At 65.3% G+C, this 23,705-nt stretch carries 25 protein-coding genes; 3 read left to right on the forward strand and 22 right to left on the reverse strand.

Annotation, left to right across the window (positions count from 1 at the left end; translation table 11 throughout):
- Window positions 1-5: 5 nt before the first annotated feature.
- The 12 genes from M1247_RS13950 to M1247_RS14005 all read right to left on the reverse strand — a co-directional run bounded on the left by M1247_RS13950 (window position 6) and on the right by M1247_RS14005 (window position 12,357).
- Complete coding sequence (locus M1247_RS13950) at window positions 6-1,934, reverse strand: ABC transporter permease (protein WP_317156938.1); 1,929 nt, start codon at window positions 1,932-1,934, stop codon at window positions 6-8.
- Entirely contained in the window at window positions 1,934-2,917 is a 984-nt protein-coding gene (locus M1247_RS13955) for a glycine betaine ABC transporter substrate-binding protein (RefSeq protein ID WP_317156939.1), read from the reverse strand. The genes M1247_RS13950 and M1247_RS13955 overlap by 1 nt, the downstream gene beginning before the upstream one ends.
- Before the next feature lie 53 nt (window positions 2,918-2,970).
- The gene (locus tag M1247_RS13960) at window positions 2,971-4,077 is read right to left on the reverse strand and encodes a quaternary amine ABC transporter ATP-binding protein (protein WP_317156940.1); all 1,107 of its coding nucleotides are present in this window, start codon (window positions 4,075-4,077) and stop codon (window positions 2,971-2,973) included.
- 187 nt (window positions 4,078-4,264) lie between these two features.
- Window positions 4,265-4,633 carry a nuclear transport factor 2 family protein gene (locus tag M1247_RS13965; protein ID WP_317156941.1) on the reverse strand — a complete coding sequence of 123 codons (369 nt, stop codon included), beginning with the start codon at window positions 4,631-4,633 and terminating at the stop codon, window positions 4,265-4,267.
- A gap of 52 nt (window positions 4,634-4,685) precedes the next feature.
- Window positions 4,686-6,005: a flavin monoamine oxidase family protein gene (locus M1247_RS13970; RefSeq protein WP_317156942.1), complete on the reverse strand. Its 1,320-nt coding sequence runs from the start codon at window positions 6,003-6,005 to the stop codon at window positions 4,686-4,688.
- A gap of 30 nt (window positions 6,006-6,035) precedes the next feature.
- Window positions 6,036-6,884 carry an SMP-30/gluconolactonase/LRE family protein gene (locus tag M1247_RS13975; protein WP_317156943.1) on the reverse strand — a complete coding sequence of 283 codons (849 nt, stop codon included), beginning with the start codon at window positions 6,882-6,884 and terminating at the stop codon, window positions 6,036-6,038.
- Window positions 6,881-7,474, reverse strand: a complete 594-nt coding sequence (locus M1247_RS13980; RefSeq protein WP_410506867.1) for an NADPH-dependent FMN reductase — start codon at window positions 7,472-7,474, stop codon at window positions 6,881-6,883. Before M1247_RS13980 ends, M1247_RS13975 begins: the two co-directional genes overlap by 4 nt.
- A gap of 47 nt (window positions 7,475-7,521) precedes the next feature.
- The gene (locus M1247_RS13985; RefSeq protein WP_317156945.1) at window positions 7,522-8,184 is read right to left on the reverse strand and encodes an aspartate/glutamate racemase family protein; all 663 of its coding nucleotides are present in this window, start codon (window positions 8,182-8,184) and stop codon (window positions 7,522-7,524) included.
- Window positions 8,185-8,195: 11 nt separating this feature from the next.
- Window positions 8,196-8,948: an SDR family NAD(P)-dependent oxidoreductase gene (locus tag M1247_RS13990; RefSeq protein WP_317156946.1), complete on the reverse strand. Its 753-nt coding sequence runs from the start codon at window positions 8,946-8,948 to the stop codon at window positions 8,196-8,198.
- Between the two features lie 99 nt (window positions 8,949-9,047).
- Complete coding sequence (locus tag M1247_RS13995; protein ID WP_317156947.1) at window positions 9,048-10,628, reverse strand: PucR family transcriptional regulator; 1,581 nt, start codon at window positions 10,626-10,628, stop codon at window positions 9,048-9,050.
- A 95-nt stretch (window positions 10,629-10,723) separates the two neighbouring features.
- Window positions 10,724-11,506, reverse strand: coding sequence for an MBL fold metallo-hydrolase (locus M1247_RS14000; RefSeq protein ID WP_317156948.1), 783 nt, complete (start codon window positions 11,504-11,506; stop codon window positions 10,724-10,726).
- 5 nt (window positions 11,507-11,511) lie between these two features.
- Complete coding sequence (locus tag M1247_RS14005) at window positions 11,512-12,357, reverse strand: NAD(P)H-binding protein (RefSeq protein WP_317156949.1); 846 nt, start codon at window positions 12,355-12,357, stop codon at window positions 11,512-11,514.
- A 79-nt stretch (window positions 12,358-12,436) separates the two neighbouring features.
- Here M1247_RS14005 and M1247_RS14010 point away from each other — a divergent pair, with 79 nt between their 5' ends.
- Window positions 12,437-12,862, forward strand: a complete 426-nt coding sequence (locus tag M1247_RS14010; RefSeq protein WP_317156950.1) for an Rrf2 family transcriptional regulator — start codon at window positions 12,437-12,439, stop codon at window positions 12,860-12,862.
- A gap of 131 nt (window positions 12,863-12,993) precedes the next feature.
- Here M1247_RS14010 and M1247_RS14015 read toward each other — a convergent pair whose 3' ends face one another.
- The 3 genes from M1247_RS14015 to M1247_RS14025 are packed head-to-tail and all read right to left on the reverse strand — an operon-like array spanning window position 12,994 to window position 14,820.
- Window positions 12,994-13,704 (reverse strand): aminoglycoside adenylyltransferase domain-containing protein, encoded by a 711-nt coding sequence (locus M1247_RS14015; RefSeq protein WP_317156951.1) that lies wholly within the window; start codon window positions 13,702-13,704, stop codon window positions 12,994-12,996.
- Complete coding sequence (locus M1247_RS14020; protein WP_317156952.1) at window positions 13,701-14,165, reverse strand: GNAT family N-acetyltransferase; 465 nt, start codon at window positions 14,163-14,165, stop codon at window positions 13,701-13,703. The genes M1247_RS14015 and M1247_RS14020 overlap by 4 nt, the downstream gene beginning before the upstream one ends.
- A gap of 55 nt (window positions 14,166-14,220) precedes the next feature.
- On the reverse strand, window positions 14,221-14,820 hold the full coding sequence (locus tag M1247_RS14025) for a TetR/AcrR family transcriptional regulator (RefSeq protein ID WP_317156953.1): 600 nt from the start codon (window positions 14,818-14,820) through the stop codon (window positions 14,221-14,223).
- A gap of 105 nt (window positions 14,821-14,925) precedes the next feature.
- Here M1247_RS14025 and M1247_RS14030 point away from each other — a divergent pair, with 105 nt between their 5' ends.
- Window positions 14,926-15,672, forward strand: coding sequence for an SDR family NAD(P)-dependent oxidoreductase (locus M1247_RS14030; RefSeq protein WP_317156954.1), 747 nt, complete (start codon window positions 14,926-14,928; stop codon window positions 15,670-15,672).
- 85 nt (window positions 15,673-15,757) lie between these two features.
- Here M1247_RS14030 and M1247_RS14035 read toward each other — a convergent pair whose 3' ends face one another.
- From M1247_RS14035 to M1247_RS14060, 6 genes are all read right to left on the reverse strand, one after another.
- Window positions 15,758-16,270, reverse strand: a complete 513-nt coding sequence (locus M1247_RS14035; RefSeq protein WP_317156955.1) for a DUF1097 domain-containing protein — start codon at window positions 16,268-16,270, stop codon at window positions 15,758-15,760.
- Window positions 16,243-16,872 (reverse strand): type 1 glutamine amidotransferase, encoded by a 630-nt coding sequence (locus tag M1247_RS14040; protein WP_317156956.1) that lies wholly within the window; start codon window positions 16,870-16,872, stop codon window positions 16,243-16,245. Before M1247_RS14040 ends, M1247_RS14035 begins: the two co-directional genes overlap by 28 nt.
- Window positions 16,873-16,952: 80 nt before the next feature.
- On the reverse strand, window positions 16,953-18,011 hold the full coding sequence (locus M1247_RS14045) for a carbon-nitrogen hydrolase family protein (protein ID WP_317156957.1): 1,059 nt from the start codon (window positions 18,009-18,011) through the stop codon (window positions 16,953-16,955).
- A gap of 43 nt (window positions 18,012-18,054) precedes the next feature.
- A complete protein-coding gene (locus M1247_RS14050) occupies window positions 18,055-19,488 on the reverse strand; it encodes a glutamine synthetase family protein (RefSeq protein WP_317156958.1) in 1,434 nt (477 codons plus the stop codon).
- Between the two features lie 158 nt (window positions 19,489-19,646).
- Window positions 19,647-20,339 carry a FadR/GntR family transcriptional regulator gene (locus tag M1247_RS14055; protein ID WP_317156959.1) on the reverse strand — a complete coding sequence of 231 codons (693 nt, stop codon included), beginning with the start codon at window positions 20,337-20,339 and terminating at the stop codon, window positions 19,647-19,649.
- A gap of 168 nt (window positions 20,340-20,507) precedes the next feature.
- The gene (locus M1247_RS14060) at window positions 20,508-21,437 is read right to left on the reverse strand and encodes an amidohydrolase family protein (protein WP_317156960.1); all 930 of its coding nucleotides are present in this window, start codon (window positions 21,435-21,437) and stop codon (window positions 20,508-20,510) included.
- A gap of 70 nt (window positions 21,438-21,507) precedes the next feature.
- On the opposite strand from M1247_RS14060, the gene M1247_RS14065 reads away from it, so the two are divergent.
- Entirely contained in the window at window positions 21,508-21,978 is a 471-nt protein-coding gene (locus M1247_RS14065; RefSeq protein ID WP_317156961.1) for a MarR family winged helix-turn-helix transcriptional regulator, read from the forward strand.
- A 566-nt stretch (window positions 21,979-22,544) separates the two neighbouring features.
- Here M1247_RS14065 and M1247_RS14070 read toward each other — a convergent pair.
- Entirely contained in the window at window positions 22,545-23,678 is a 1,134-nt protein-coding gene (locus tag M1247_RS14070) for a pyridoxal-phosphate dependent enzyme (RefSeq protein ID WP_317156962.1), read from the reverse strand.
- Between the last annotated feature and the right edge of the window lie 27 nt (window positions 23,679-23,705).

Genomic DNA, 23,705 nt, shown 5'->3' on the forward strand with positions numbered 1-23,705 from the left:
TTTGCTCACTCACGGTTGGATCTGAGATCAGACTCTGGTTCTGCGCGTCGGACCGCCCCGGTCAGACCGGTCATCAATTGGCTGAACACGGTGGCCAGGATCAACATGCACAGTCCAGCGGCGACACCGGCGGCGAGGTCGACCTGCGCGACGGCCACCAGGATGGTCCGGCCCAGGCCGGGGGCACCGATGAACGAACTGACGACGGTCATGGCCAAAGCCATGATGACGCTCTGGTTGATACCGGTCAGGATCATCGGAGCGCCCAGGGGCAGCGACACGGTGCGTAGCCGTTGGAGATAGGTGGCGCCTGCCGCTGTCGAAGCCTCGATGGGTCCGGGGTCCACCTCTTTGATGGCCAGGCACGTCAACCGGCAGGCCGGGGCGAGGGTGTAGAGCACCGTGGCCAGGATGCCTGCGGGCAGGCCGGAGCCCAGTACGACGACTGCGGGGATGACGAACAGGAAGATCGGCAGGCTCTGCAGAGTATCCAGTATCGGGCGAAGGACGCCCTCCAACCTGGAGTCGGCGCTGGCGGCGATGCCGAGCGGAATGGCCACTGCCAGGGTCAGGATCACTGAGACCCCGGTAATGGCAACGGTTTCTCCTGCTTCGGCCCAGAGTCCGAGGAAGCCGATGCAGGAGGTCAATGCAGCGAGCAGGAGTCCACGGCGAAGTCCGAGCAGGACGGTTGCGGCAATGCCGACGAGAAGGACGATGACCAGCCAGGGCACGGTGGCCAGCGCGCTGTTGAGGGGATTGAGCAGGTAGACGACGAGGGCGTTCTTGATCGGGTCGATCACCACCGCACCGCTGATGTTGAGCCAGTCGACCGCCGCGTCGGCGCGGCCCCGCAAGGAGAAGTCCAGCCAGCTCGGGACTTTGGTGAAGTCGGCGAACCGGAGCCCGCCGATCGACCCGCACACGATCATCGCGGCAGCGATGACACCCCCGGCGATCGCGGCGCGGCGCCACAGGCGCCCACCCTGCACGGTCGAGCTGCTGGCGCGGTCGAGAATGATCGCGATCAGAACCAGCGCCACACCGGCATCGAGAGCGGTGCCGAATTCTAGTCGGCCGAGACTGGACCAGACCGGGGAGCCGAGGCCGCCGGCGCCGATGATGGCGGCAATGACGGACATGGCGATGGCCAGCATGATGGTTTGGTTGAGCCCGGCGCGGATCTGCGGAAGGGCCAGTGGCACTTGCACATCGTGTAGCAGTTGACCTCGGGTCACGCCCAGGGAGGTGGCTGCCTCCACGGTGGCGTGCGGAACCTGCCGGACACCCAGTTCGGTCAACCTGACCATGGGCGGCAGTGCGTAGATGACGGTCACCACGACCGCGGCGGTGTTGCCGGGGCCGAAGATCAGGACCACCGGCAGGAGGTAGACGAAGACCGGGATGGTCTGCATGGCATCGAGCAGGACACCGACAGGGGCCCGCAGGCGCGGGAGCATTGCGGTGCCGATCCCGAAAGCGATGCCCATCGCGGCGGCAGCGAACACCGCGATGGACACCATCGCCAACGTCTCCAACACGGGGCGCCATAGGCCGGTACCGATAACCCACAGCAGCGCGACGCCGGTCAGCAGTGCCAGCCGTGTTCCGGCCGCGAACCACGCCAATGTCACCAGCACGACACAAAGGGCCGGCGGTGGGATGAGTTGCAACCACAGCAGGAATACGCCCAGCCCCCACTCGGTAGCACCGGCGATCGGCGCGTATAGCCAGCCGCAGTTATCGACGAACCAGTCGGCGACTGCCGCGACGCCCTCTCCGAGTGGGATCCGCAGCCCTGGGGCCGGGGCTGAGAACAACCACACCACGACGACAGCGGCGATGCCCACCGGTAACGCTCTGGCCGGTGTGAGGTAGGAGCCCACCGACGCGGGGCGGATCCCCTCGGTTGCCGACGTTGCAGCAGTGCTCATCAGACGGACGTCGGAATCCAGGACTGCCACACCGACTCGTTGGCCGCCATCCAGTCGTCGACCACTTCTTCGACCGTGCGGCCTTGCTCTTCGATATTCAGCATGATCTCGTTCTGCGCTTCCACCGGCAATGTGTATGCGTCGAAGAACTTCGTCGCAACAGGGTGCCCGGCGGCAAACTCGGCCGACGCCACAATGGAGTTGGATGCCGTCTCCCAAGCGCATGCATAGGTGGTGCCCCAGCATTCTTTGGAGTAGGGAGGCATCTCGACCAGAGTGAGGTCGTATTTGGCGAAGAGCATGTGCGGGTTCCACATCAACCCCATCACAGGTTCGCCGCGGTCCAGTGCCCGCTTGAACTCGGCCACCAGCGCCGCTTCGGAGCCGGCGTACTCTTTCTCCACGTTCAGGCCCAGGTTGTCGATGCGCTCGGTATCGCCGAAGAGCGGCTCCCACGCGGGATCACCTGCGAGGTAACGAGCCTTGCCATTTGTGGAAGGCGTGGCGAACGCCGCGGCGCAATCGTTGATCGCGTGGTAGTCCGGCAGGCCGGGACACACCGGCTCGATGCCCCGCTCGGGATCGCCCTTGATCACGTAGGTGGGCACATACCAGCCTTCCACGGTCTCGTAACCGGTATCCCCGATCGGTGCGACCGTCTTTTTCTCGGTCACGAACTCGTCCCAGAATTTCTGGGCCGTCGGGCGGAAGACCACCATGTCGACCATGTTGTCGGACTTGCCCATCGCGGCGAACACCGTGGTGTCATCCAGTGCCTGCACGGTGACGCGGGCGCCCATGTCGGTGAGTACCCGGCGGGCCAACTCGGTGTTGACCTGTTGGTTCGTCCAGTTCATCCGCGCCAACACGATTTCGCCTTCAGCGGCGACGGCGGACCGGACCGCATCGTTGACCTGGACGGCGCTCTCCTGCGCCGCGGGCGGCGTGGCGCAAGACACCGCCACGACGACAGGAAGAGTCATTAGAAGTGCTGTGCGCAACCGTTTTTGGACCGCTCCGAGGCTGCAGAGAAGCTTCATGGTTGAGGATCGACCTTACTTGTTGTGTTGAGGTGCAGGGCGGCGTTCTCTTGTAGTAGGGACAACACATCTCGGACATCGAGATAGCCGGTGAGGCGCTCTCCGTCGGTGACACCGACAGCGCCATCAGCCGCGAGTAGTGGTCCGATGGCGTCACATATCAGGGTGTCTTCGGCTACGGTGCGCGAAAATTGCCGCTCATCGGTCGGTTTCATGATCCAGCTGACGGGCAGTACCTTCTCCCTACTGACATCACGCACGAAATCGCGGACGTAGTCGGTGGCGGGGGCGCCCACCAGATCTGCGCCGGTACCGACCTGGACCAGCTCGCCGTCCTGCATGAGCGCGATACGGTCACCTAACTTCAGGGCCTCGTCCAGATCGTGGGTGATGAAGACAATCGTTTTGCCCACCTCCCGGTGCAGCCGAGCGACTTCGGATTGCATATCGCGACGGATGAGTGGGTCCAGCGCGGAAAAGGGCTCGTCGAACAGGAGCACTTCGGGGTCTCCGGCCAGTGCGCGGCCCAGCCCTACCCGCTGCTGCATGCCGCCGGAGAGTTGCGCCGGATGTGACGATTCGTAGCCGGACAGGCCGACAAGTTCGATCACCTCACGCGCGCGTGACTCCCGGCAATTCTGGTCTTCGCCCCGGATCTTCAGTCCGTAGGACACGTTCTCCAGCACCGTCTTGTGCGGAAGCAGGCCGAAATGTTGGAACACCATGGAGAATTCGTTACGACGGAGCTCACGCAGTTGGTCCTTGTCGAGTCCGAGAACGTCCTGATCCCGGTAGAGGACCTTTCCGGCCGTCGGTTCGATGAGGCGGGTCAGGCATCGAATCAACGTCGACTTCCCGGAACCGGACAGACCCATGATGACAAACACTTCACCGGGCAATACCTCGAAGCTGACGTCACGCACCGCCGCCGTGCAGCCGAATCTCGAGCGCAGCTGGGCGCGGGTCATGTCCGCCAGTTCGGTGTCGTCGACGATTCGGTGCGGCTTGGGACCGAAAACCTTCCAGAGGTTCTGGATCCGAATTGCCGGTTCGGTGCTGACGTCTCGGACACGCGGTACCCCGGACACACTCGCAACCGTCACCGCTGTGTGCCTTCCAGCCGGTTTGTCATGGCTCACAGCCTCGTGCCAGCTTGTGCGACGCACCACTGTACGCAGACATGGACTGTTAACCCTGTGTTAGGCCGAGAGCTAAACGCTCTGCGCGCACAATGCAGAGAGGGTGGCGTCCGGGTTCCGGACGCCACCCTCTCTGCTGTCAGCGGTGTACTCAGTCGGCGACCGGCGCAGGTGCCTCCTCGTAGGAGCGGACAGTCTTGAACTTCCCGTCCTCGATCTCGACGATATTCACGCCCTGGAGGGCGAATCGGTTGCCGTTCGGGTCCGTCATGCGTGCGCGGAACTCGATGACGGCCGATGTTTCACCGTTGCCCCATTCGCGAAGGATGTCGACCTCTAGTTCGGGAAAGTCCCGCCAGAAGTCCTCGGTCATCTCCCGGATTCCATCATGCCCCTCCATGAGGGACTTGCCGCCCGCGTGAAACGTGGCGTCGGGGTGGAAATGGTTCAGCAGGCCGTCGATGTCGTGGCGGCATTCGGCGTCCCACACGGACGCCTGCAGGTCGCGGGCATAGCTCATAAAGGGTCTCCTGATGTGATTCGTTGGGTGAACTCTCTTATCGGGCAGTTCTTTACGCCTCGTCCAGGATCGCCGAGAGCCGCGTCGCGGCGGCAGCCCCGGACACCACGGCGCCCTCCATCCAGCCGCGGAACGCGTGGGCGATGTCAGAGCCGGCGAAGACCAGGCGGCCCTCGGTGGCTTCGAGCGCGGAGGCGTACTTCGACAACAGCCCGGCGGGTGCCGCGCACCATGTCCCTTTGGCGTACGGGTCGGCGAGCCAGTCGTGGCCGTCGACCTTGAGGACGCCTGCGTCGGGAACGTATCGACGGAAGGCCGCTTCCATGTCATCGTGGTCCAGGATGTCCAGCGGGCGCTCCTGCGTCGAGAACCCGACGACCAGATCGCCGCCCAGGCCGGTCTCGTCGGCGGGGAAGTCGGTGAAGAAGACGTCGATCGGCTCGTCATGGCCGCCCACCCCGAGGAGCTTCGGCGGCAGGCCCGTGACGAGCGCCCACAGCTTCTTGGCGGCGCCGGTCTGACCGATCGCCGCACCTGCGGCCTTATCCGGCGACAGCGCCGGGGTGAACGTGACGTCGGTCAAACAATTCAGTGGCAGGGCGACCACGGCGCCGCGTGCACGCAAAACCTCACCGCTCTGCGTGTGCACCTCGACGTGCTCGGCCGACTGCGTCACCGCCTCGACCGGCGTCGAAAGTCGCAGCGCGGCACCGGAGTCGTCGAGTATCCGCTGTAAGAGATCGATCGTGCCCGCCGCGAAGCGGTGCGTCGGCGTGTGTCCGAGCGCCAGGACATCGTCGTTCAGATTCGGGATCCACGACATCAGGTGCAGCGCGGAGATCTGCGACTCGTGGCAGCCCGTGTTCTCGCGGATCCACGCGCCCGCGAGCTCGCGTAGCGTCGCGGACAGCGCGAAGCCGTCGAGGTACGAGTCGAGTGGGACATCGAGGTCTGCGACGTCCTGCTGGTCCAACGGCAACGCCGAGTCGATCCGCCGCACCTGCGTGAGAACCTCCTTGACCATCTGCTGGAGTGCGACCTCGTCGTCGTGGGTGATTGGGCAGGGAGCGTGACTGAGGACGCCGTCGAGCAGCGACACATGGTTCTGGGCGTGCGGGCTCTCGGCGAGCCGGACGCCGTACCGCTCGACCTCCGCCATGAGCGCCGCGTTGCCTTCGGTATCGACCCAATTGCCGCCGAGCTCGATGGATAGGCCGGTATCGGCGAATGGTCGGTACCAGGTGCGGCCACCGATGCGGTCCCGCGCCTCGACGATCAGCACCCGCTTGCCGTCCTTGGCGAGATCGCGCGCAGCCGTCAGCCCCGCGAATCCCGCGCCGATCACCACGACGTCGTAGGTGTCACTGTTCACTCGCAGGTCCTCTCTCATGAATTATCGGGGTCAGGGCAGGCCGGCCGGCAGGTGCAGCTGTGCCCCGCGGACTCCTGGGTCGCAGGCCGTCACCACCAGCGTGCCGAGGGATGCGAGCACGAGGACGTCGAGCTCGGGCCCGGCGAACGCGAGATTCGTCGGCGTCGGCGCGTATACGCCCGACCAGTCGTCGACGACGATGTCGAGCGTGCCGTCCGGGGCGAGGCGGTACACACGGTTGGGCTGCCAGCATCCGATCCACAAGCCGCCGTCGGCGTCGAACGCGATGCCGTCCGGCACGACCCTGTCGAGAAGGACGATCGGCTCCGGTTCGCCGCCCGCGAGTGGCACCCGCACGATCCGCGGCCACGTCGACTCGACGACGTACAGCCAGTCACCGTGCAGCGCAAGGCCGTTGGCGAAGTGCAGCCCTTCGAGCACACGTTCGGTGGTGCCGTCGGGGTCGATACGCACGATCCCCCCGGTCGCCCGGCCCCAGTCCCCGGAGTCCGAGACCCACAACCGGCCGTCGGCGTCGAAGACCGGGTAGTTCGGATAGCCGATCGCGGCACCGTACTGCCGGACGCCGCCGTCGGGCGCGATCTTCTGAATGCATCCGTTGCCGACGTCACAGACGTACGCAGCACCCGCGCCGTCGAGTGCGAGACCGAGCATGGAGCCGTCGGGCACGGTGCAGACCGTCTCGAAAGTCCCGCCCTCCAGCCCGAATCGATAGAGTTGGCCGCCCTCCCCGCCGGCGTAGAGCACCTGTTCGGCGGGGGACCAACACACGCCCTCGGGATGCTGCAGGCCCTCGACCACGGTGCGCAGTCCGCGCCCGGTGACCGACGCAGGGACTCCGGTCGTGGTCTGGGTCATGACGCGACCTCGACGGTGGCCGCCATCCGCTGCCAGCGGGCGAGATTGACGACCTGCTCGACGAGCAGACCCAGCTGCGGCGCAGCGGCCACAATCGGATCCGCGTCGCCGACCGGGGTCGAGTTGATCGTGACGCCCAGCGGCGTCGGCCAGCCGCGCAGTGAGTGAACGGTAGACCGCAGCGCCGCAAGCGTTGTCGCCGTCGCCTGCCAACCGGCCGCGCAGACGATGCACCCGATCGCACGACCGTCAAGGTACGGCCGTTCGTCATCGCGCAGCTCTTCCAGATGGTCCAGCGCGTTCTTGATGAGGCCCGACGGTCCGCCATGGAAGCCGGGGCTGGCGACGATCACCCCGTCGGCACGGCGGACGAGATCCAACAGGCGGCCGGCCTGCGGCCCGACCGACCCGCGCTCGGGTGCGTACGCCGGGAGCTCCAGGTCACCAGCCAACAGGATGTCGGTGTCCGCGCCGGCACGTTCGGCGAGGTCGAGCGCGGCGCGCAGCGCGCGCTCGGATGACGACCCCTGACGGGTCGTGCCGCCGAGACCGAGGATTCGAGGCTTCCATTCACGTTCCACGTCAATCATGGTGGAGGATTCCCATGGTCTCTTCCATTAGCACTTGGCACCAACTGCTATCTGGTGCTCATCGTCCGATACAAGGCGAGCCGTTCCATCGCGAGCCGGGGACTCGACAACACGGGGGTCCCGCCTGCGGGCCGCCCAGCGGCGATCCGCGCCATCGAGGCTTGCGCGAGCACCACGACGTCGACCTCCGCGGCCAGGCGGTCGAGTTCCTCGGCGATGATCGCGTCGTGGCGCGCACCATCACCGTGACTCAGCGCGGCGAACGCACCGTCGCAGAGCCGCGCGACGACCTTGACGGCACGCCCGGCCTCCCCCGCAGCAGCTTCGACGAGCTTGGTCGTCGGTTCGAGTGTCGTTGGCAGAGTGGCCAGTACACCGACGCAGGCCCCGAGCGTGACGGCGCGTTCGGCCATGGCGCGGTCGACCCGCAGCACGGGAACGTCCGCCCCCGGCGCGATCTCGTCCACCACGGCGCCCACCGACGAACAGGTCACGAGCACCGCGTCGGCACCGAAGTCGGCGAGTGCGGCAACGTGGCCGCGTAGCCGGTCACGCGTCATGTCGTCGACGACGCCGTCGCGGATCGTGCGCTTGAGCAGGAGCTCGTCGGCGATGACGGTCGTCTCGACTCCGGGGAGCAGTTCACCGGCGAGCTCGGCGAACGTCGGTGCGAGCTGAGAGACGGTGTGGACGAGACCGAGCCGTTTCATGGAGATCTCCATCAGTAGCACTCGGCGAGTAGCCCGCCATCGACAACGAGCGCTTCACCGGTGACGAAGCACGCGTCGTCCGACGCGAGGAAGAGCACCGCCCGGGCGACCTCGCGCGGCTGGCCGATCCGACCGAGCGGGTACTCGCCCTCGGCTTGCGCGCGCAGCGCGGCCGGGTCCTCGGCCGCGGCGAAATACGCCTCGACCATTTCGGTCTGAATATCGCCGGGGCACACGGCGTTACAGCGGATCTTGTCGCGGCCGTACTTCACCGCGGCAGATTTGGTCAGCGCGAGCACCCCGCCCTTGGCTGCGCCGTAGGCGGCGAGCATGGGGTCGCCGGCCAGCGCCAGGACCGAGGAGACATTGACGATCGCGCCACCGCCCGCGCCACGCATCACGCGGATCGCGTGCTTGCAGCCGAAGAACGGCCCCTTCAGATTGACCGCGAGGACGCGGTCGAGCTGCTCCTCGGTGGTGTCGGCCAGCTCCTGCTCGACCTGAATGGCCGCGTTGTTGACCATCACGTCGAGCCGGCCGAACCGCTGCACCGCATCGTTGACGAGTGCCTCGACCTCAGCCTCCTTGGAAACGTCGGTGTGGCGGTAGACGCCGATACCGTGCATCACTGCCGCGCCCGCCTCGTCGTTGACATCGCAGCCGAGTACCTGCGCCCCCTCAGCGGCGAACTCCCGTGCCAACGCACTGCCGAGACCGGAGGCGACTCCGGTGACGATCGCGCTGCGTCCTTCAAACGTGCCCATAGCTGTTTCCCCTCGGTATCGTCCGTCGCAGTCTGCCAACCCGACACGGCGCTGCCCACTGTCTGTGCATATGACCCGTACACCACGGGTCATATGCGGCTACGTAGCCTGGGAGAGCGCGAGTGCCCGTAGCGCGAACCAGAGTTCGCTGACGTCGCCGGTGGACCGCATCGAGCGGCCCGTCAACTCCTGGATCCGCGAAATCCGGTAATTGACGGTCTGCGTGTGGATGAAGAGCAGCTCGCTGGCCCGGCTCGGCGATCGATCGCACTCCAGGTACGCCTGGAGGGTCTTGATCAGCTCGGTGCCCTGCTCGCGGTCATATTCGATGAGCGCGCCCAGCACCCGGTCGGCCACCAGCCCGGACTCCGCAAGCGTTCGGGGAAGGAAGGATGGACTGCTGTCGCCGTAGAGTGCGAGCGCCGAGCTGTCCGGGCTGACGGTCTCCAGCGCCCACCGCGCCTGGCGGACGGCATCGCCGAGATTGCCGATCCCCACGAACGGGTCACTGAGCCCGGCGCGCCATCGTTCCCGTGTGGTGCGCTCCTCCAAATCCGCCTGCGACACATCGCCATCCCGCACCACCGCGACGGCGACCTGGCCGATCTCGCCGAGCAGGAACGGGATTCCGCGGATCAGCCATCTGCGCGCAAGGCTGTCGATCGCGGGAGGGGTGCCGTCGACGGCCAGCGCGCGTAGGTCGCCCCGCAGACGGCGACCATCGAAGTGCGCAGTCAGGACCGCCGGCTCGAGCCGGCTGTTCAGCGCGTCATTCAACAGCCCGGCGCCCGACCGGCGGGACCGCTCGACCGCGGCATCGACGCGGCCTATCTCCAGCGCGCACGCGGCGGCAATCTGCTGCAGGACCGCCAGCCGGGGCACCGAGTCGCCCTCCGGGAAGGCGACAAGACAGGCCGAGCGCTCGCTCGGAATCGGCATGGTGAGCGCTGTCCGGTCGACGACGGTCAGGTTCATCACAAACGGCGCGCGGCCGGAAGAACGGCTCACTTCTGTGTCGTAGGCGGCCTTCCACTCACGCCCGGGGGCATCGCCGCCACGGATCAGCGGCTCCCACCTCTCCGGGTCGACGACGTGGAGTTTGCAGCTCACCACCCGGCTGAGGCGGTCGACGAACTCTGTGCCGGCGAGCGTCTCGCGCAGGCTCGCCATCACCTCGCCGTTCACCCGGGCGATCTGGGTGAACGACTGGTCCTCGCCCCGGGCGTTGGCGGCGGCGACAAACCGTACGTACTGCGCGAAGCCGACCGCGTGCGCGCCGTCGATCACCGGGAACCCGATCCGGTCGGCCGTGGTGAGCATCTCTTCGGAGAGGTGCGGACGGCGCTCGTCCTCCCCGATGACGATGCCGCTCAACCCCGCCGCGTCCATGTTCTCCACGAACCGCGCCTGCGCCGACGGCGCCTCCGGGACGATGTAGCCGCAGGTCAGCACGAGGTCGCCCGGCTCAAGCCAGTTCCAGGGGTCGAAGGCGTCACACACGTGCGCCCATGACACACGGCGGTCGAGCCCTGCCTCGCCGGCGAGCAACGTCGCCTGGAGGTGTCGCAACTCGACCACGTCGCGGACGCTGACGCTGCCCGGCACGCTCGTGGTCTTGTGCGTGTCGGCTGCCCTCGGCCCAGTGTTTGGACGAGTCCCGCGCCAGTCGATGCTGGACATCGCTCGATGCTAGTCGCGCGGCCGCACGACCGATCCTATTTCGCGATACAGACCGTGGCGTCTGAGCTGTGCTGGCACATAACCGCGCCCCGGTCCTACCTCGCCGGGACGGCGATCACCTGGCCTGGTTCCGGGTTCGACACGGTCATCGACTCCCGGGAAGCGAATTCGACGAGCTTGGCCAGGGGGTCCTTCTCCTCGACATAGATCGGCGGCTGGTGCACGCCGAAGTGGATCGGCAGGACCGTGTGCGCACCGAGTATCACCGCCGCGCGGACCGCCTGGGCCGGTGTGAGCACGGCGGGAACCTGGCTCGGCGGCCGCAGATGAGGCGCCTGCACCACCGCGCCGTTGATCGGCAGCACTGCCATGTCGATCGGGCCGAGACGCCGCGCGATCCGCCACCAGGAGCCGTGAAAGATCGTGTCACCGCCGTGCAGGATCCTGCGCCCGCCGACTTCGATGACCCAGTTCACCTGGGGGTCGCCCAGGCCGTCGACGGCGGGGACGGCGGTCACGGTGAACGGCCCGAGTTCGACACGCTCCCACTCCGTGGCAATGCGCACGTCGAGGACGGCCGCCGCGAGCCGGTGCTCGTTGGGTTCGGTGAACTCCGCCTCGGCGGCGGCACCGACGAAAGGCGCCGGCCGCAGTACGGTTCCGCCCGGGCCGACCGCCGACTCGATCGCGGCGACGTCGGTGTGGTCCTCGTGCAGATGGGTGACCAGCGCGGCGACGGCCGGGTTCGAGTGAGCGGCATAGGCGCCGCCCCCCACGGTCTTGGTGAGCAGCGGAAAGTCACGCACGTAGTCCACGACCAGCCCGCGATCGTCGGCGATGACCTCGATACCGGCCCAACCGAGTCGTCGAATCTGCATGCCGGTCAACTCCTTTGGCCGGCGATCAGTTCGGTAAGTGATGTGGCCGGCGTACCGCTCAGCGCCGGGACGGCATCCGTGACGTCGGCCAGGAAGCCTCCGCGGACGGCGGCACCGAACGAGGTGAGTAGGTCCGCGACGTCGGCGGGCAGCCCGGAGTCACGCAGACCCGCGGCGTAGGCATCGTCGTCGACATGGATGACTTCGACGTGGTCGCCGGCCAGGGCGCCCAGGTCGTGTGCGGTCACCGCATGCGGGCCGGTGATGTCGTAAGAAACGTTGGTCTCGAAGGTTCCGGTCAGGACCCCGACGGCAGCGGCCGCGCAATCCGCGCGCGTGACGTATGCGGCGCCACCGTCGCCGGCGTTGGTCACCAACCTGCCCGTAGCCGCCGCACGCGCGACGACCGGCAGCTGCATGTCGGCATACACGTTGTTGCGCAACGCCGTCCACTGCAGGCCCGACGCGTGCAGGGCGTCTTCAGTCGCGCGGTGATCGGCGACGACCAGCGCAGGGTTCTCCGGAGCGGGCTGAGGGACGGAGGTGTACACGACGTGGGATACCCCGGCACGCTTGGCAGCATCGATCGCCGCGAGGTGGCCCGCGACTCTGCTGCCGACGTTGTCGGCCGAGATGACGAGCAACCGGTCGACGCCGGTGAATGCGTCGAGCAGCGTGGCGGGATCGCCGAAGTCTGCGTGGCGAACCCGAGCGCCGCGGCGGGTGAACTCGGACAGCGCATCGGGGTTGCGCGTGGTCAGGACGACGTCGGCCGGGTCGAGGACATTCAACAGGCTGTCGGCCACCAGCCGTCCGAGGGCGCCCGATGCGCCCGTGATTCCCACGCTCATGCCCACGCTCCTTATCGCAATCAGTCTGATCGCAATACAAAACGTAATTGGACTGATCGCGATATGTCAAACTGGAGGCATGCCCGCACCGATCAGCATCCAGTTCGCCGTGGCCGTCCACGTGCTGACCTACCTCGCGGGCGCCTCCGATAGTGCACCCGTGGGCTCCCCCGCACTCGCGGGCAGTGTGAACACCAGCCCGGAATACATACGGCGCGTGATGATTCCACTGCGTGCCGCGGGGATCGTCAGCTCGACAGCGGGCAAGAACGGCGGCTGGCTGCTGCAGCGCGACCCGTCCACACTCACCCTGGCCGAGGTGTGGCAATTGGTGCAGGCCGACGAACCCACCATGGGTATCCACGACCCCAACCCGTCATGCACCGTCGGACGGTCAATTGCCCAGGCACTCATCACCATCGAGCAAGACATCGCCGACGCCGTCACCGAACGACTGGGCGCCACAACGATCGCGCATCTCCTGGAGTCCGCGCAGGCGGAGTGATTGACAATCTGTTCAGGCGGGGTGATTACGATTCACCCGCCCGGCGTACGTCTCACGTGCCAGCGTTTCCAGCGCGTCCACCGCCTTCTGAACACCGTCGGCATGACGAGTCCAGTCGACCGTCGCCTCACCTAGATATGCCGCGCGTGCCAGTTCGAGCAGCGCACGGCCCTCGCCGCGAGTCGTGTCACAACAGCCTCTGCCGCAGCATCTTTCGACATGATGCGGCCACTTTCGACGGTCACGGCGATCCTGGCCAGTGTCAGCAGCACGTTGCGTTCATCGCCAACGATCGCCTCACGTAAAGCAGGTATCACCGCGAGCGCGGCATCGCGTAATTTCTCCTCTGGGACCGGTGCGATCAACGTCGACAACGCAGGCCCATGAAGGGTGCGCTGGCCGGCGAGGGCGGTCGCTACCAGGAGCACGGCATCTGGATCATTCGTGGGGCCGGGCACCATGCCGGAGAGGAACTCATGGCGAAGCCATTCACCGAACTGATAGTCGTACCGCGGTTCCGGTTCCCAGGGTCTGGTGGAACCGATAGCGAACGAGGTCAGCTCGATCGGCCTGCGAGTTGCCGCTTCCGGCAGTGTGTTTGCGTGCCCTTTCCATCCGGAGCTGTTGAGCAGCAGTCGAGTGAGCGACTCCCGTTCCGGGACACTCAGAGCTTCTCGGGTCACCACGAGGAGATCGATGTCGCTATCGAGCTGGGCGCCGCCAACAACCGTCGAACCGTAAAGGTAGACACCGAGAACACCGCCCGGTCCGCGTTCGGTCAGATGTGTCAGCACTCCCGCGATCGCGGTCTCGATTGCAGCAGCGCCTGGGCAGGCACTCACGGGGACCTTTGAAAGACAACACGGTCGAGTGTCGGGCCGTCGTAATCGACAATGGGTTCAGACGCATCGAAGCCGATAGCTTGATGAAAAGCGATGGAACGAGCGTTGACCGGGGACGTGATCGCTTTGACCTTGGTGCGGCCGGCCTTGCGGGCCATCTCGAAGAACCGGTTGTAGAGGTCCCGGGCCAGTCCGGTACGGCGCATCACCGGATGCACGCCGGTGAAATGAATATAGGCAGCGTCAGGCTGGGCTGGTGAGAGGAATCCGATGACGAACCCGGCGAGAGGCAGTTCCGGCGTCGAGGCGATAAGACTGGTGTCATGAAAATGGTCCAGAAATAGCCGAGTGAGATCTCGGGACGCGGGACGCCCCCACCAGTCATCGACCACTTCAATGATCAGATCGAAATCTGATGGTACTGCGGCCCGAACCTGGTATGAGTGTTGCGAATCAGTCATCCCTACCCATGGTAGTGATCACCGCTTCCGCGCCGGCTCGTCGGCACCTGTCGGTTCAGTGGCAGGAGTGGTCCGGCAGGAGTTGCGCTGCGAGCAATCGTGCCGTGGCGGTGAGTGTGGTTGCGTCCGAACCGGTCCGGCTCATGAACACGATCCCTTGTTGCGCGGTCAGGAGTGCCCGCGCCAGCGCGATCGGATCCGCTTCAACCGCTAGGTCGCCCTCGCGTTGGGCGCGGATGACGCAGTCTGCGATCAAGGCGGTGGAGATCTCGTACGTGCGGTGGGCGTGGGCGAGGACTTCCGGATCGGCGTTACCGAGCTCGCTGGCGCTGTTGGCCATCAGGCAGCCACGTTGCGCGCCGGAGTCGGTCGGGTCACCGATCGGCGCCTCGAGGAGCATGCGCAGTGCGTCCACAGCCCGCGGGGCCTCCGCGAGCGCTTCCCGGAGTCGGTCATGGCCGTCGTCGGTGTAGCTGCGCAGCGCCCGGAGGAAGAGTTGACGTTTGTCACCAAACGCTGCATAGAGACTGCCTTTGCCCAGCCCGCTCACCCGCATCAGGTCTTCCAACGAGGTCGCGGCGTAACCGGCGTCCCAGAACTGCTCGCGGACCGCGTTCAGTACCTGCCTCTCATCGAACGCTCGCGGACGCGCCATGCGGTCCACCATACGCATTATTGACCATACAGTCCACAATGCCTATGGTGGACCGGACGGTCAAGAATTCGGCCGTACGTCGCAACAACGGGAAGTGGGAAGCACATGGGCAAGCTCGACGGCAAAGTAGCGCTCGTGACGGGCGGATCGCGAGGGATCGGGGCGGCGTCGGCGCTGGCGCTGGCCGACGAAGGAGCCGATGTCGCGATCAGCTACTCATCCTCGGCGGACCAGGCCAAGGCAGTCGTCGCCGAACTGGAGGGAAAGGCAGTGCGCGCGGCGGCATTTCGAGCCGATCAGGCGGATGCGACGCAGGCGGCGGGGCTGATCCACCGCGTGGTCCAGCAATTCGGACAGCTCGACATTCTGGTCAACAATGCGGGCTTCACCGCCGCCGCCCCTATTGACAGCGAACTCGCCGACGAGTCCGCCATCGACCGCCAGCTCGCCATCAACTACACGAGTGTGGTCGCCGCGATCCGGGCCGCGTTCCCGCTGCTGCCCGATGGTGGGCGGATCGTGAGCATCAGCTCGGGCGTGGCAACGCGCGTCGGCTTTCCCGGGATGGCCGACTATGCAGGCACCAAGTCAGCCCTCGAGGGCTACAGCCGCGGCGCCGCCCGCGATCTGGCTCACCGAGGGATCACGGTCAACGTCATCCAGCCCGGGTTCATCGACACCGAGATGAACCCCGCCGACGGCCCAGCCGCATCCATGTTCCTGCCGACAACGGCGATGGGGCGGCACGGCCGACCGGACGAGATCGCCGCAGGCGTCGTCTTTCTCGCCAGCCCACAGGCCTCCTACGTCACGGGCGCAGTGCTGAGGATCGACGGCGGATACGCCGCGTAGCCGACGATACCAATGTCGCCTGCACTTCTTCGGGCGACGATCTTCTCCCCACCGGAGTTGATAGTGAGGACACCGCGATACGCGGTCACGATTCGGCCGCTGCAAGGGCGGTCTTGGTGGTGAGGAGGCCACCGAGCCGCTCCGAGGCGAGCCCGAACGCGGTGCCGAGCAGGAGTGCCCCAAGGACCAGCAGGACCGGATGGGAGAGGCTGACCGGTGCGGTGATCGCAGTCCCGGTGGCCGCGAGAGTGCCGACCACCGAGGCGAAGCCGAAGAACCCGGCAGGGGTGAAGCTCAGGAGACCGTCGCGGGTGATGAACACCAGGATGCCGGCGCCGATGATGACACATCCACCGACCGCCCAAGTGCTGCCGCCAAGAGCACCGATCGCCATCATGGTCGCGGTGGCACTGGCCACGCCCAGGATGAGCATGACAAGTGAACGCGCGGCGCCGGTGAGACCGCCGCCTGCGGCGAAGAACGACGCCCACGCGATGAACAGCACCCAGATCGGTGCCGCTACGACGAATCCGGTGAGCAGACAGGACAAACCGGCGAGCAGACCGATGGCTACCGTGCTGGCGAGGCGTGCGGGCATGGCGTCACTCCTGAATCTAGGTGGACATGTACCGAGAAGAATCGGTGGTAGAGCCGGCCTGCTGCGGCAACAGCGGCCGGCTCCAGAACGGGAGTGGCATCCATGATCTGCTCGACGTCACCGCCCGCGTCGATGATCGACTGTCGGCGACGCGGCGTGGAGATCCAGAAATCGATGTGCTCAAAGGTGAGTTCAGGGTGATATTGCACTCCGAGATGTCGACCGTTGGCGAAGGCATGCGTGCAGGCCGGGGTACTGGCCAGAAGGCTGCTCCCCGGGGGTACCGTGATCTCGTCTCCGTGCCAGACGAAATAGGTTCCGCCATAGGGCTCGTCACCGCTGATCGGATACCAGCCGAGTTCGGGTTGTGCCATCCGATGCACGCTGCCGCCGAGGACAAGCGCGAGAAGCTGTGCTCCGAAACAGATTCCCAACACCGGGGTTCCTGCATCGATGCATGCGCGAACGAAATCGTGTTCGGCTTGGATCCAGGGCTCGCCGGTTTCGTAGGCTGAGCGACTGCTCCCAAGTACAGCGAGGGCCCGGAATCGACCCGGTTCCGGGAGTTGCCCTCTGGCGACGTCGACGATCGTGTAAGGCATTGCGTGATCGTCGAGCCAGGTCGTCAGATTCCCGGGACCATCGTCGGATTGATGCTGCAAGATCAGAACGGACCGTCCATTCACGGGTAGGCCCTCAGTTCTTGTTCCAACGGATCTTCCGCCGTTTGCTCTTCGCGCAAGCGCTCATCGTCGGTGAACCGCACGGACTCATGGCGCGCCCGATTGACGACCGTCTGGAACACATCCGGCCGGGTGTAATGGCCAGTGGGATCGAAGTTGAGCCGTTCGGCGAACGCCCGGTCGAGATCCAGGTCGGCGACGATCAGCCCCTCCTCGCCGACGACCGGTGGGATCAACCACTGTCCGTCCGGTCCGGCGATGGCGCTGCCGCCGTCGAAAACCACGGTGTCGGAGGCCTGTCGGAGTTCTTCGGCAAGAGGGAAATCGCCGGGAATCGAATCGGCAGTGATCAACCCTGATGCGGCGACACCGAACACCCGACCTTCGGCAGCGACGAACCGCGTGATGTCACCGGTCAGTTTGCTCGACCCGGGCCACGCTGCGATATGTACGGTCTCGCCTTGCGCGTATAACGCTGTGCGCGCCTGGGGCATCCAGTTCTCCCAGCAGTTCAGGCTGCCCACAACCGCCTTGCCGACCGGATGGGTGATCAGACCTGCACCGTCGCCTTGACCCCAGACGAGGCGTTCGTCGTAGGTGGGCACCAGTTTTCGGTGATGCCCGACGAGACCGTGTCGCGGGTCGATGGTCAGCAGGGTGCACCACACCGTGCCGCGTCCCGGCCCGCGACCGCGTTCGGTGATCCCGACGACCATGGTGATGCCGAGATCCGCAGCGAGCATTTCCATCTCACGGTGTTCCGGGCCGCCGACCTCGACGGCGGCGTCGAGATAGTAGGCGTAGCAGTTCTTCTGGTCGGGATGGTCGAACAGTGCACCCTGAGTGCGCGACGGCCAGAACGGGTACCCCGACAGGTAGGTCTCCGGGTAGGCGATCAGCGTCGCACCGGCGCCGACCGCAACCTGTGCGGCTTCGACGATCAGCTCCAACCGCGCGGCAGGTTTGAGCCATGGCCCGCCCAACTGGGCGGCAGCGACCGTGATGGCGTTCGCCCCCGGCTGTGATTCCCGATGCTCAGCAATGATTTTCAGTGACATCTACTCTGGACTCCTCGACGGACGTCAGATGGTGGGGTGTCGGTCAGAACACCTCGAAGTACTCGCGCTGTTCCCAATCGGTGACGTAGGCGTTGAAACGCGAGATCTCTTTTCTCTTCACCGTGGTCAGATAGTTGACGAAGGCATCGCCCAGTTCACGGCGCATCACTTCGCTGCCCTCGAAGTGGCGGACTGCCTCCTCCAGGGTGGCGGGCAACAGCGGAACGTCGGCGGTGTAGGCCTCATCGGCGGACGGGCCCGGGTCGAGCTTGCGGGCGATGCCGTCGCGGCCGCTGATCAGCTGCGAGGCCATGTACAGGTACGGGTTGGCGGCAGGTTCACCGATCCTGTTTTCCAGGTGGGTGGAGTCGTCACCGCGGACACCTGAGATGCGAATCATTGCACCGCGGTTTTCCTCGGCCCACGCAATGCGGTCGGGGGCAAAGGAATTAGCGATGTAACGCTTGTAGCCGTTGATGGTGGGGGTGGTCAGCACCGAGCTGGACTTGGCATGCTCCAGGAGGCCTGCCATGTAGTGCATCGCGGTGTCGGACAGCAGCTTCCCGTCATCACCTGGGAAGATGTTTGCTTGGCCGGCGGCACCCAAGGACTGGTGCAGATGCCATCCGCTGGAAACGATGTTCGGGAATGCCGGACGCGACATGAACGTGGCGTGGTAACCGTGCCGGCGACAGATCTGCTTGATGGCGCTACGGATCAGCAGCACGTTGTCGGCGGTCTGGATACCGACAAGCGGGTCGAAGGTCATCTCGACCTGGCCCGGACCCCATTCGTCTTCCACGGTGGCCAACGGCATTCCCAGCGCCACGATTTGGTCGCGAAGCATGGACAGGATGTCGTCGATTTCGTCACCGCGGTTCTCGGTGAGGTACTGGTAGCCGTGCGACAGCGCCGTGACCTCGGGTGCCGCCGGCGGCCAACCAGAATCGCCGAAGGTCAGCTTCGGGTCGACCAGGCGGGTGATGTAGAACTCGAGTTCGGCGCCGGTGGTGAAGCTGTACCCCTCGGTCTCCAACTTCGCCAGCTGTGTCTTCAGGACACCTCTCGTATCGAACGGCACCCTCTCCCCGCTGCGGTAGTACATCTCCGACAGCACCCAGCCGGTCCGGTCAACCCACGGCAGGACACGGAATGTCGTCGGGTCCGGAACAAGAACCGCGTCGGGCAGGCCCGTCAGCCTGGCGTCGCCGAACCCCTGAGCCTCGAAGGGCGGTACCGCGGGGTTGTTGGTGGTATCGAAGATCAGGGTTGCAGTCTGAAAATCCTTGCCTTCCTTCAGTGCTGACCGGAACGCGTCGACCTCCAGGGTCTTGCCCCTCAGGATGCCGTGCTGGTCGCCCCAGCTGACCCGGACCTGACGCAGGTCTAGCTCGTCGAGCTGGGCGACCAATTTGGCGCCGGCCTCCTCCTGCTGCTGCGTCCACAGCCGGTTGGCCGCGATGAATGACGAACCCATAGAGCTTCCCTCTTCCCATGATCAGGTGATCTGATCTCTCGGAGCCGGACGATCATGAAGTGTGCTGGTGATCTGATCACCGGAACAGTAACAGGTCGCAAGGCGGCCGTCACTACTAAACGTCGATTCCCTCGAGGCCCCGCGCCCAAGGTTCCGGATCAGCGGCGGACGAGCTCGTCAGTGGTACCGACGAGATGCGCAAGCATTCTGTTCGCCGCGTCGGTGGCCTCGTGCGCACGTATCGCTTCCACGATGCCCCGGTGCGCGTCCAGGGAGCTCGCCGGTTGCCCCGGCCTGGTCAACGACGTTTCCGACGTTCGATCCAGCGACACGCGTAACCCTTTTAACAACCTGAGGAGCAACGGATTGTGCGCAGCGATGGCGACGCCGAGGTGAAAACGTCGATCGCCATCCAGGCCGGGCAGGCCGTTTTCGATCTCGCTTCCCATCTGCTCCAGCGCTGCATCGAGTTCGGCGAGGTCTTCGACGGTCGCGTGGGCGGCTGCCAGCCTCGCGCACTGCGTTTCCAGCGCCTGCCGGGTCTCCCAGATGTAGGGATGATCGACGTGGGTCTCAACGAGTTCGGTCGCCAATGACTCAATGACGTCTTCGGGACGCCGCAACAGGTAGATCCCGTCGCCGTGCCTGACCTCCACGATGCGCTGGGCACGCAGAGCGTTGATGGCTTCGCGGACCGACGAACGCCCTACCTGCAGTTCAATAGCAAGATCGCGGACGTTGGACAACTTGTCACCGGGTTGCATGCCGCTGGTGTCGATGAATTCGCGCAGACGCTCCGCGACCTGTTCATAGAGCGGTCGCCGGTCCACCTGCCCCATCCGGCCTGTCATCACGTCTCCTTGTCAACTGCTCATCTGGTCGTCAGACCTCAGTCTGGCAGACAAGCATGCCGAGTCCAATCGGTCACGTCCGACGGGTACAGCCCCTGCTTGTTGGTGCGAGCTGTGGTCTGCCCATCTCGAGTGGGCGGGGCGACACACGGTGCCTTCGAAGTTCAGCTACCGTGCCAAGCGGGGTAGGAGACGTTCAGCATTTCCACGGTTCACCAATGCGTGGTCGAGGCCAACATAGTTATCGAGATTGTCGGTGAACGACATTGCCCATTCCGCAGGAGCGTAAGGGTAGTCGCTGCCGAACACGATGTGATCCGGCTCAGCGAAAGACAACAGGCTCGGCAGAGCGAACTTCGAGCCCGAAAGCGCGGTGTCGAAGTAGAACTGCCGTAATCCGGTCAGAACCGCGTCTTCAGTTAAGTGCGAGTGCTCCAACGCGATGCTGCGGGCAATCCGATCGGCTGCGTAGGGAACGAACCCTCCAGCGTGAGAAAGGATTACGCGTAGATCCGGATACCGCTCCAGGGTGCCGTTGATGACCATGTTGACCGCGGCACGGGTGGTATCGAGGAGGAAGTCCGCAGCGAAGGCAGGGATGCCGGGCGCCTCATCGCCTGGAAGATGGGAGGGATGTACGAACACGACAGCGGCACGGCGATTCAGTTCTTCCATCAGCGGGTCGAATCGACGATCGCCCAGGTACGTACCTTGCGAGTTGGCCAAGATGACCACACCATCTGCATGGAGCTCGTCTAGCGCATAAGTCGCTTCGAGCAGCGCCCCTTCCACGTCAGGCAGAGTCAGGGTGGCCCAGAACCCGAAGCGTTGCGGAACTTCCTGAACAGTAATGGCGCAGAACTCATTTAGCTCTCTGGCCAAGGGCCGCTGATTGTCTGCGTCTGCCGGCTCGACGCCCGGTGTCGATACGGACAGGATTGCGCTCTCAACTCCGATCCGGTCCATGAGGCCAAGCGAGTTCTCGGCACTCCATTCGGGGATTGCGCGACCGCCCGCGGAGACTCCCCGCTCCTGGAGCCACCGCCGGTACCGGGGTGGAACAACGTGGTGGTGGGCATCGATTCGCGCGGCGGACATCGCACTCTCCTCATTTGTTAACTAGATAATCATTATCTAGTTAACAATAGCACGTCGTATACTTCCGCTCGTGACTCCAAGGCAGCCCGCCCTACCGGCAGCTGTGGATGACACCGGCGTGAACGAGCTCGGCGACGCTGCCGACAAACTCTTTCTGTCCATGCGCCGTGCGCGCGGCAATCCGGCTGCGACAGGCGGGTTATCACTTGCCCAGCTCGCGCTTCTCGATCCCCTCCTGGGTGTGGAGGCACTGACCGTCGGTGCACTCGCCGCGGCCGCGAACGTCAGCACACCGAACGCGACACGAATGGTTCAACAGCTCGAGATCAAGGGTTACGTGAACCGCCAGCGGAGTGCGGAGGACGAACGCAGAGTCCTCGTCAGCCTCACCGCCACCGGCGCCGAATTGCTTGCCCGGGTCCGCACCCAACGGCGCGCGACACAAGCCCGCGCGTACGCCGCCTTCACCCCGGATGAGCGTCAACAACTAGCACGCCAACTTCGCCGACTCGCCGACATCATCGACACTGCGGAGCACTGACCAGATCAGGCGTGACTCTGAGAACATCAGAAATGCCAACGGATCTCGCAGCCCAGACAGCATGGCGCTAAAGCAGCCTGACCCTGCTCCACGCCGACGGTCAATTTGCCGCACGAGCCGAGCACCGACGCACCGTGCAAGCACCTGTCGACGGCTAAGCCCAGTCACTCGCCTGTGTAGCTACTGAAGGTCCAGACCTGGCCTTCCGGGTCGGCGCACGAGTACTCACGAACCCCCGCCGGGGAATCGTGCACGGGGTTCAGAATCCGTGCTGCGGTGGAGTCTCGACCATGCAGGTCAGACTATTACGCGTGCCAGCAGTTTCGAATGACGGCATGAGTTGGTGATGGAGATCGGCCAACGAGCGGTCACCGACACCGACGTAGGTCGTCGGGCCTGGGCGCTGTCCACAACGAGAGCTCGGAGAAGTCGTCGGCGGCAAGGCCTTCTGCGGGCGCGGCTCGAGTGGATCGGGCGGGCAGGAACCAGGCAAGGGCAGCGGCCCCGCCTATCCTTCGCACGGCTCCCTTCCGGATAGTGGCGCCCTACCTTGATGCGGAGCCGCACTACCCACCCAAGACGACAAGTAATGCATCGAGTTTCGGCTCTATCTCAGGGACAGCCGCGCGAACGGTTGCGGTTTCTGCGGTGGATTTCAGCCCGCTTGAGGTGATCATCAAGACGAGTCGGTCGGTCTCCCGCAAGGCTCCGCCGTCGCCCAAACGGGCCGCAGCGGCCAGAGTCATCGCCGAAGTGGTTTCGGCGTAGACACCGGCTTCACGAGCGAGGTCGGCCTGCGCCTCCAGGACGGCGTCGTCCGAGATGGGTCCTACGGCCGCACCACCGCTGCGGCGCAACGTCGCCAAGGTTTGGTGCGTACCAACCGGAGTGCCCGCAGAGAACGCCAGCGTCGGCCGTCGTTCGATCCCGGGAACCCGATCGACGTTGCCCGCGACTATCGCTTTTGCATGTGGCCCAAGGGCTTCGGCGGCGATCATGCGCGGCGTATCTGTTATCCGCCCGGCCCCGCGCAGTTCCTCGAAACCTCGGAAGATCCCGGTGAGACCATCCCCATAAGCCGTCGGCACGACAACCGCTGTAGGCGTCTCCGTAAGCTGCTCGTGCAGTTCGAAGGCGATCGATTTGTAGCCCTCGATTCCAAAGGGTGGCGATCCCACCGGGGGGATCTGAAAACCCGAGATCGGAAACCAGCCCAGCTCCTCGACCGCAGCCTTCATGACCGTCCACCGGTCAGGGATGGTGGGAAGGGCTATGACGCGACCACCGTATCCGCGAATCTGCTCAACCATGAGTGCCGATGCGGTACGAGCGGCAAGGACCACGCATTCCAGGCCAGCCCTGGCCGCATACGCCGCAGCGGCTGCGCCGTGGTTGCCCGTCGAGGCCACCACGACGGTCGACGCACCAGCCTCGACCGCTTTGGTGACTGCCACCGCAGCGAGACGATCCTTATAGGAGGACGTCGGGTTACGCGACTCATCCTTGATCACCACGGAATCGACTCCCAGCAGCTCGGCGAACGCCTCGCAGTGCACGACTGGCGTATTGCCCTCACCGAGGCTGATAGGAGTCGTGGTCGTCTCGATCGGGAAACCGGCCCGCCACCGGAATATCCCCGGCTGCGTCCTATCGACAGACACAATCGGGTCGTATACGGCGAACTGCGCGTGCAGGTTCACCGGGATGCATTGTGCTGCACAGGAAAC

The organism is Mycobacterium appelbergii, from assembly GCF_032883035.1.
Classification (GTDB): Bacteria; Actinomycetota; Actinomycetes; order Mycobacteriales; family Mycobacteriaceae; genus Mycobacterium; species Mycobacterium appelbergii.

What these genes read in the sequence shown, in the direction of transcription:
- M1247_RS13950 (WP_317156938.1), bottom strand. Translation starts at nt 1,934, where the DNA reads ATGAGCACTGCTGCAACGTCGGCAACCGAGGGGATCCGCCCCGCGTCG.
- M1247_RS13955 (WP_317156939.1), bottom strand. Translation starts at nt 2,917, where the DNA reads ATGACTCTTCCTGTCGTCGTGGCGGTGTCTTGCGCCACGCCGCCCGCG.
- M1247_RS13965 (WP_317156941.1), bottom strand. Translation starts at nt 4,633, where the DNA reads ATGAGCTATGCCCGCGACCTGCAGGCGTCCGTGTGGGACGCCGAATGC.
- M1247_RS13975 (WP_317156943.1), bottom strand. Translation starts at nt 6,884, where the DNA reads ATGACCCAGACCACGACCGGAGTCCCTGCGTCGGTCACCGGGCGCGGA.
- M1247_RS13980 (WP_410506867.1), bottom strand. Translation starts at nt 7,474, where the DNA reads ATGATTGACGTGGAACGTGAATGGAAGCCTCGAATCCTCGGTCTCGGC.
- M1247_RS13985 (WP_317156945.1), bottom strand. Translation starts at nt 8,184, where the DNA reads ATGAAACGGCTCGGTCTCGTCCACACCGTCTCTCAGCTCGCACCGACG.
- M1247_RS13990 (WP_317156946.1), bottom strand. Translation starts at nt 8,948, where the DNA reads ATGGGCACGTTTGAAGGACGCAGCGCGATCGTCACCGGAGTCGCCTCC.
- M1247_RS13995 (WP_317156947.1), bottom strand. Translation starts at nt 10,628, where the DNA reads ATGTCCAGCATCGACTGGCGCGGGACTCGTCCAAACACTGGGCCGAGG.
- M1247_RS14000 (WP_317156948.1), bottom strand. Translation starts at nt 11,506, where the DNA reads ATGCAGATTCGACGACTCGGTTGGGCCGGTATCGAGGTCATCGCCGAC.
- M1247_RS14005 (WP_317156949.1), bottom strand. Translation starts at nt 12,357, where the DNA reads ATGAGCGTGGGAATCACGGGCGCATCGGGCGCCCTCGGACGGCTGGTG.
- M1247_RS14010 (WP_317156950.1), top strand. Translation starts at nt 12,437, where the DNA reads ATGCCCGCACCGATCAGCATCCAGTTCGCCGTGGCCGTCCACGTGCTG.
- M1247_RS14020 (WP_317156952.1), bottom strand. Translation starts at nt 14,165, where the DNA reads ATGACTGATTCGCAACACTCATACCAGGTTCGGGCCGCAGTACCATCA.
- M1247_RS14025 (WP_317156953.1), bottom strand. Translation starts at nt 14,820, where the DNA reads ATGGCGCGTCCGCGAGCGTTCGATGAGAGGCAGGTACTGAACGCGGTC.
- M1247_RS14030 (WP_317156954.1), top strand. Translation starts at nt 14,926, where the DNA reads ATGGGCAAGCTCGACGGCAAAGTAGCGCTCGTGACGGGCGGATCGCGA.
- M1247_RS14035 (WP_317156955.1), bottom strand. Translation starts at nt 16,270, where the DNA reads ATGCCCGCACGCCTCGCCAGCACGGTAGCCATCGGTCTGCTCGCCGGT.
- M1247_RS14040 (WP_317156956.1), bottom strand. Translation starts at nt 16,872, where the DNA reads ATGCCTTACACGATCGTCGACGTCGCCAGAGGGCAACTCCCGGAACCG.
- M1247_RS14045 (WP_317156957.1), bottom strand. Translation starts at nt 18,011, where the DNA reads ATGTCACTGAAAATCATTGCTGAGCATCGGGAATCACAGCCGGGGGCG.
- M1247_RS14050 (WP_317156958.1), bottom strand. Translation starts at nt 19,488, where the DNA reads ATGGGTTCGTCATTCATCGCGGCCAACCGGCTGTGGACGCAGCAGCAG.
- M1247_RS14055 (WP_317156959.1), bottom strand. Translation starts at nt 20,339, where the DNA reads ATGACAGGCCGGATGGGGCAGGTGGACCGGCGACCGCTCTATGAACAG.
- M1247_RS14060 (WP_317156960.1), bottom strand. Translation starts at nt 21,437, where the DNA reads ATGTCCGCCGCGCGAATCGATGCCCACCACCACGTTGTTCCACCCCGG.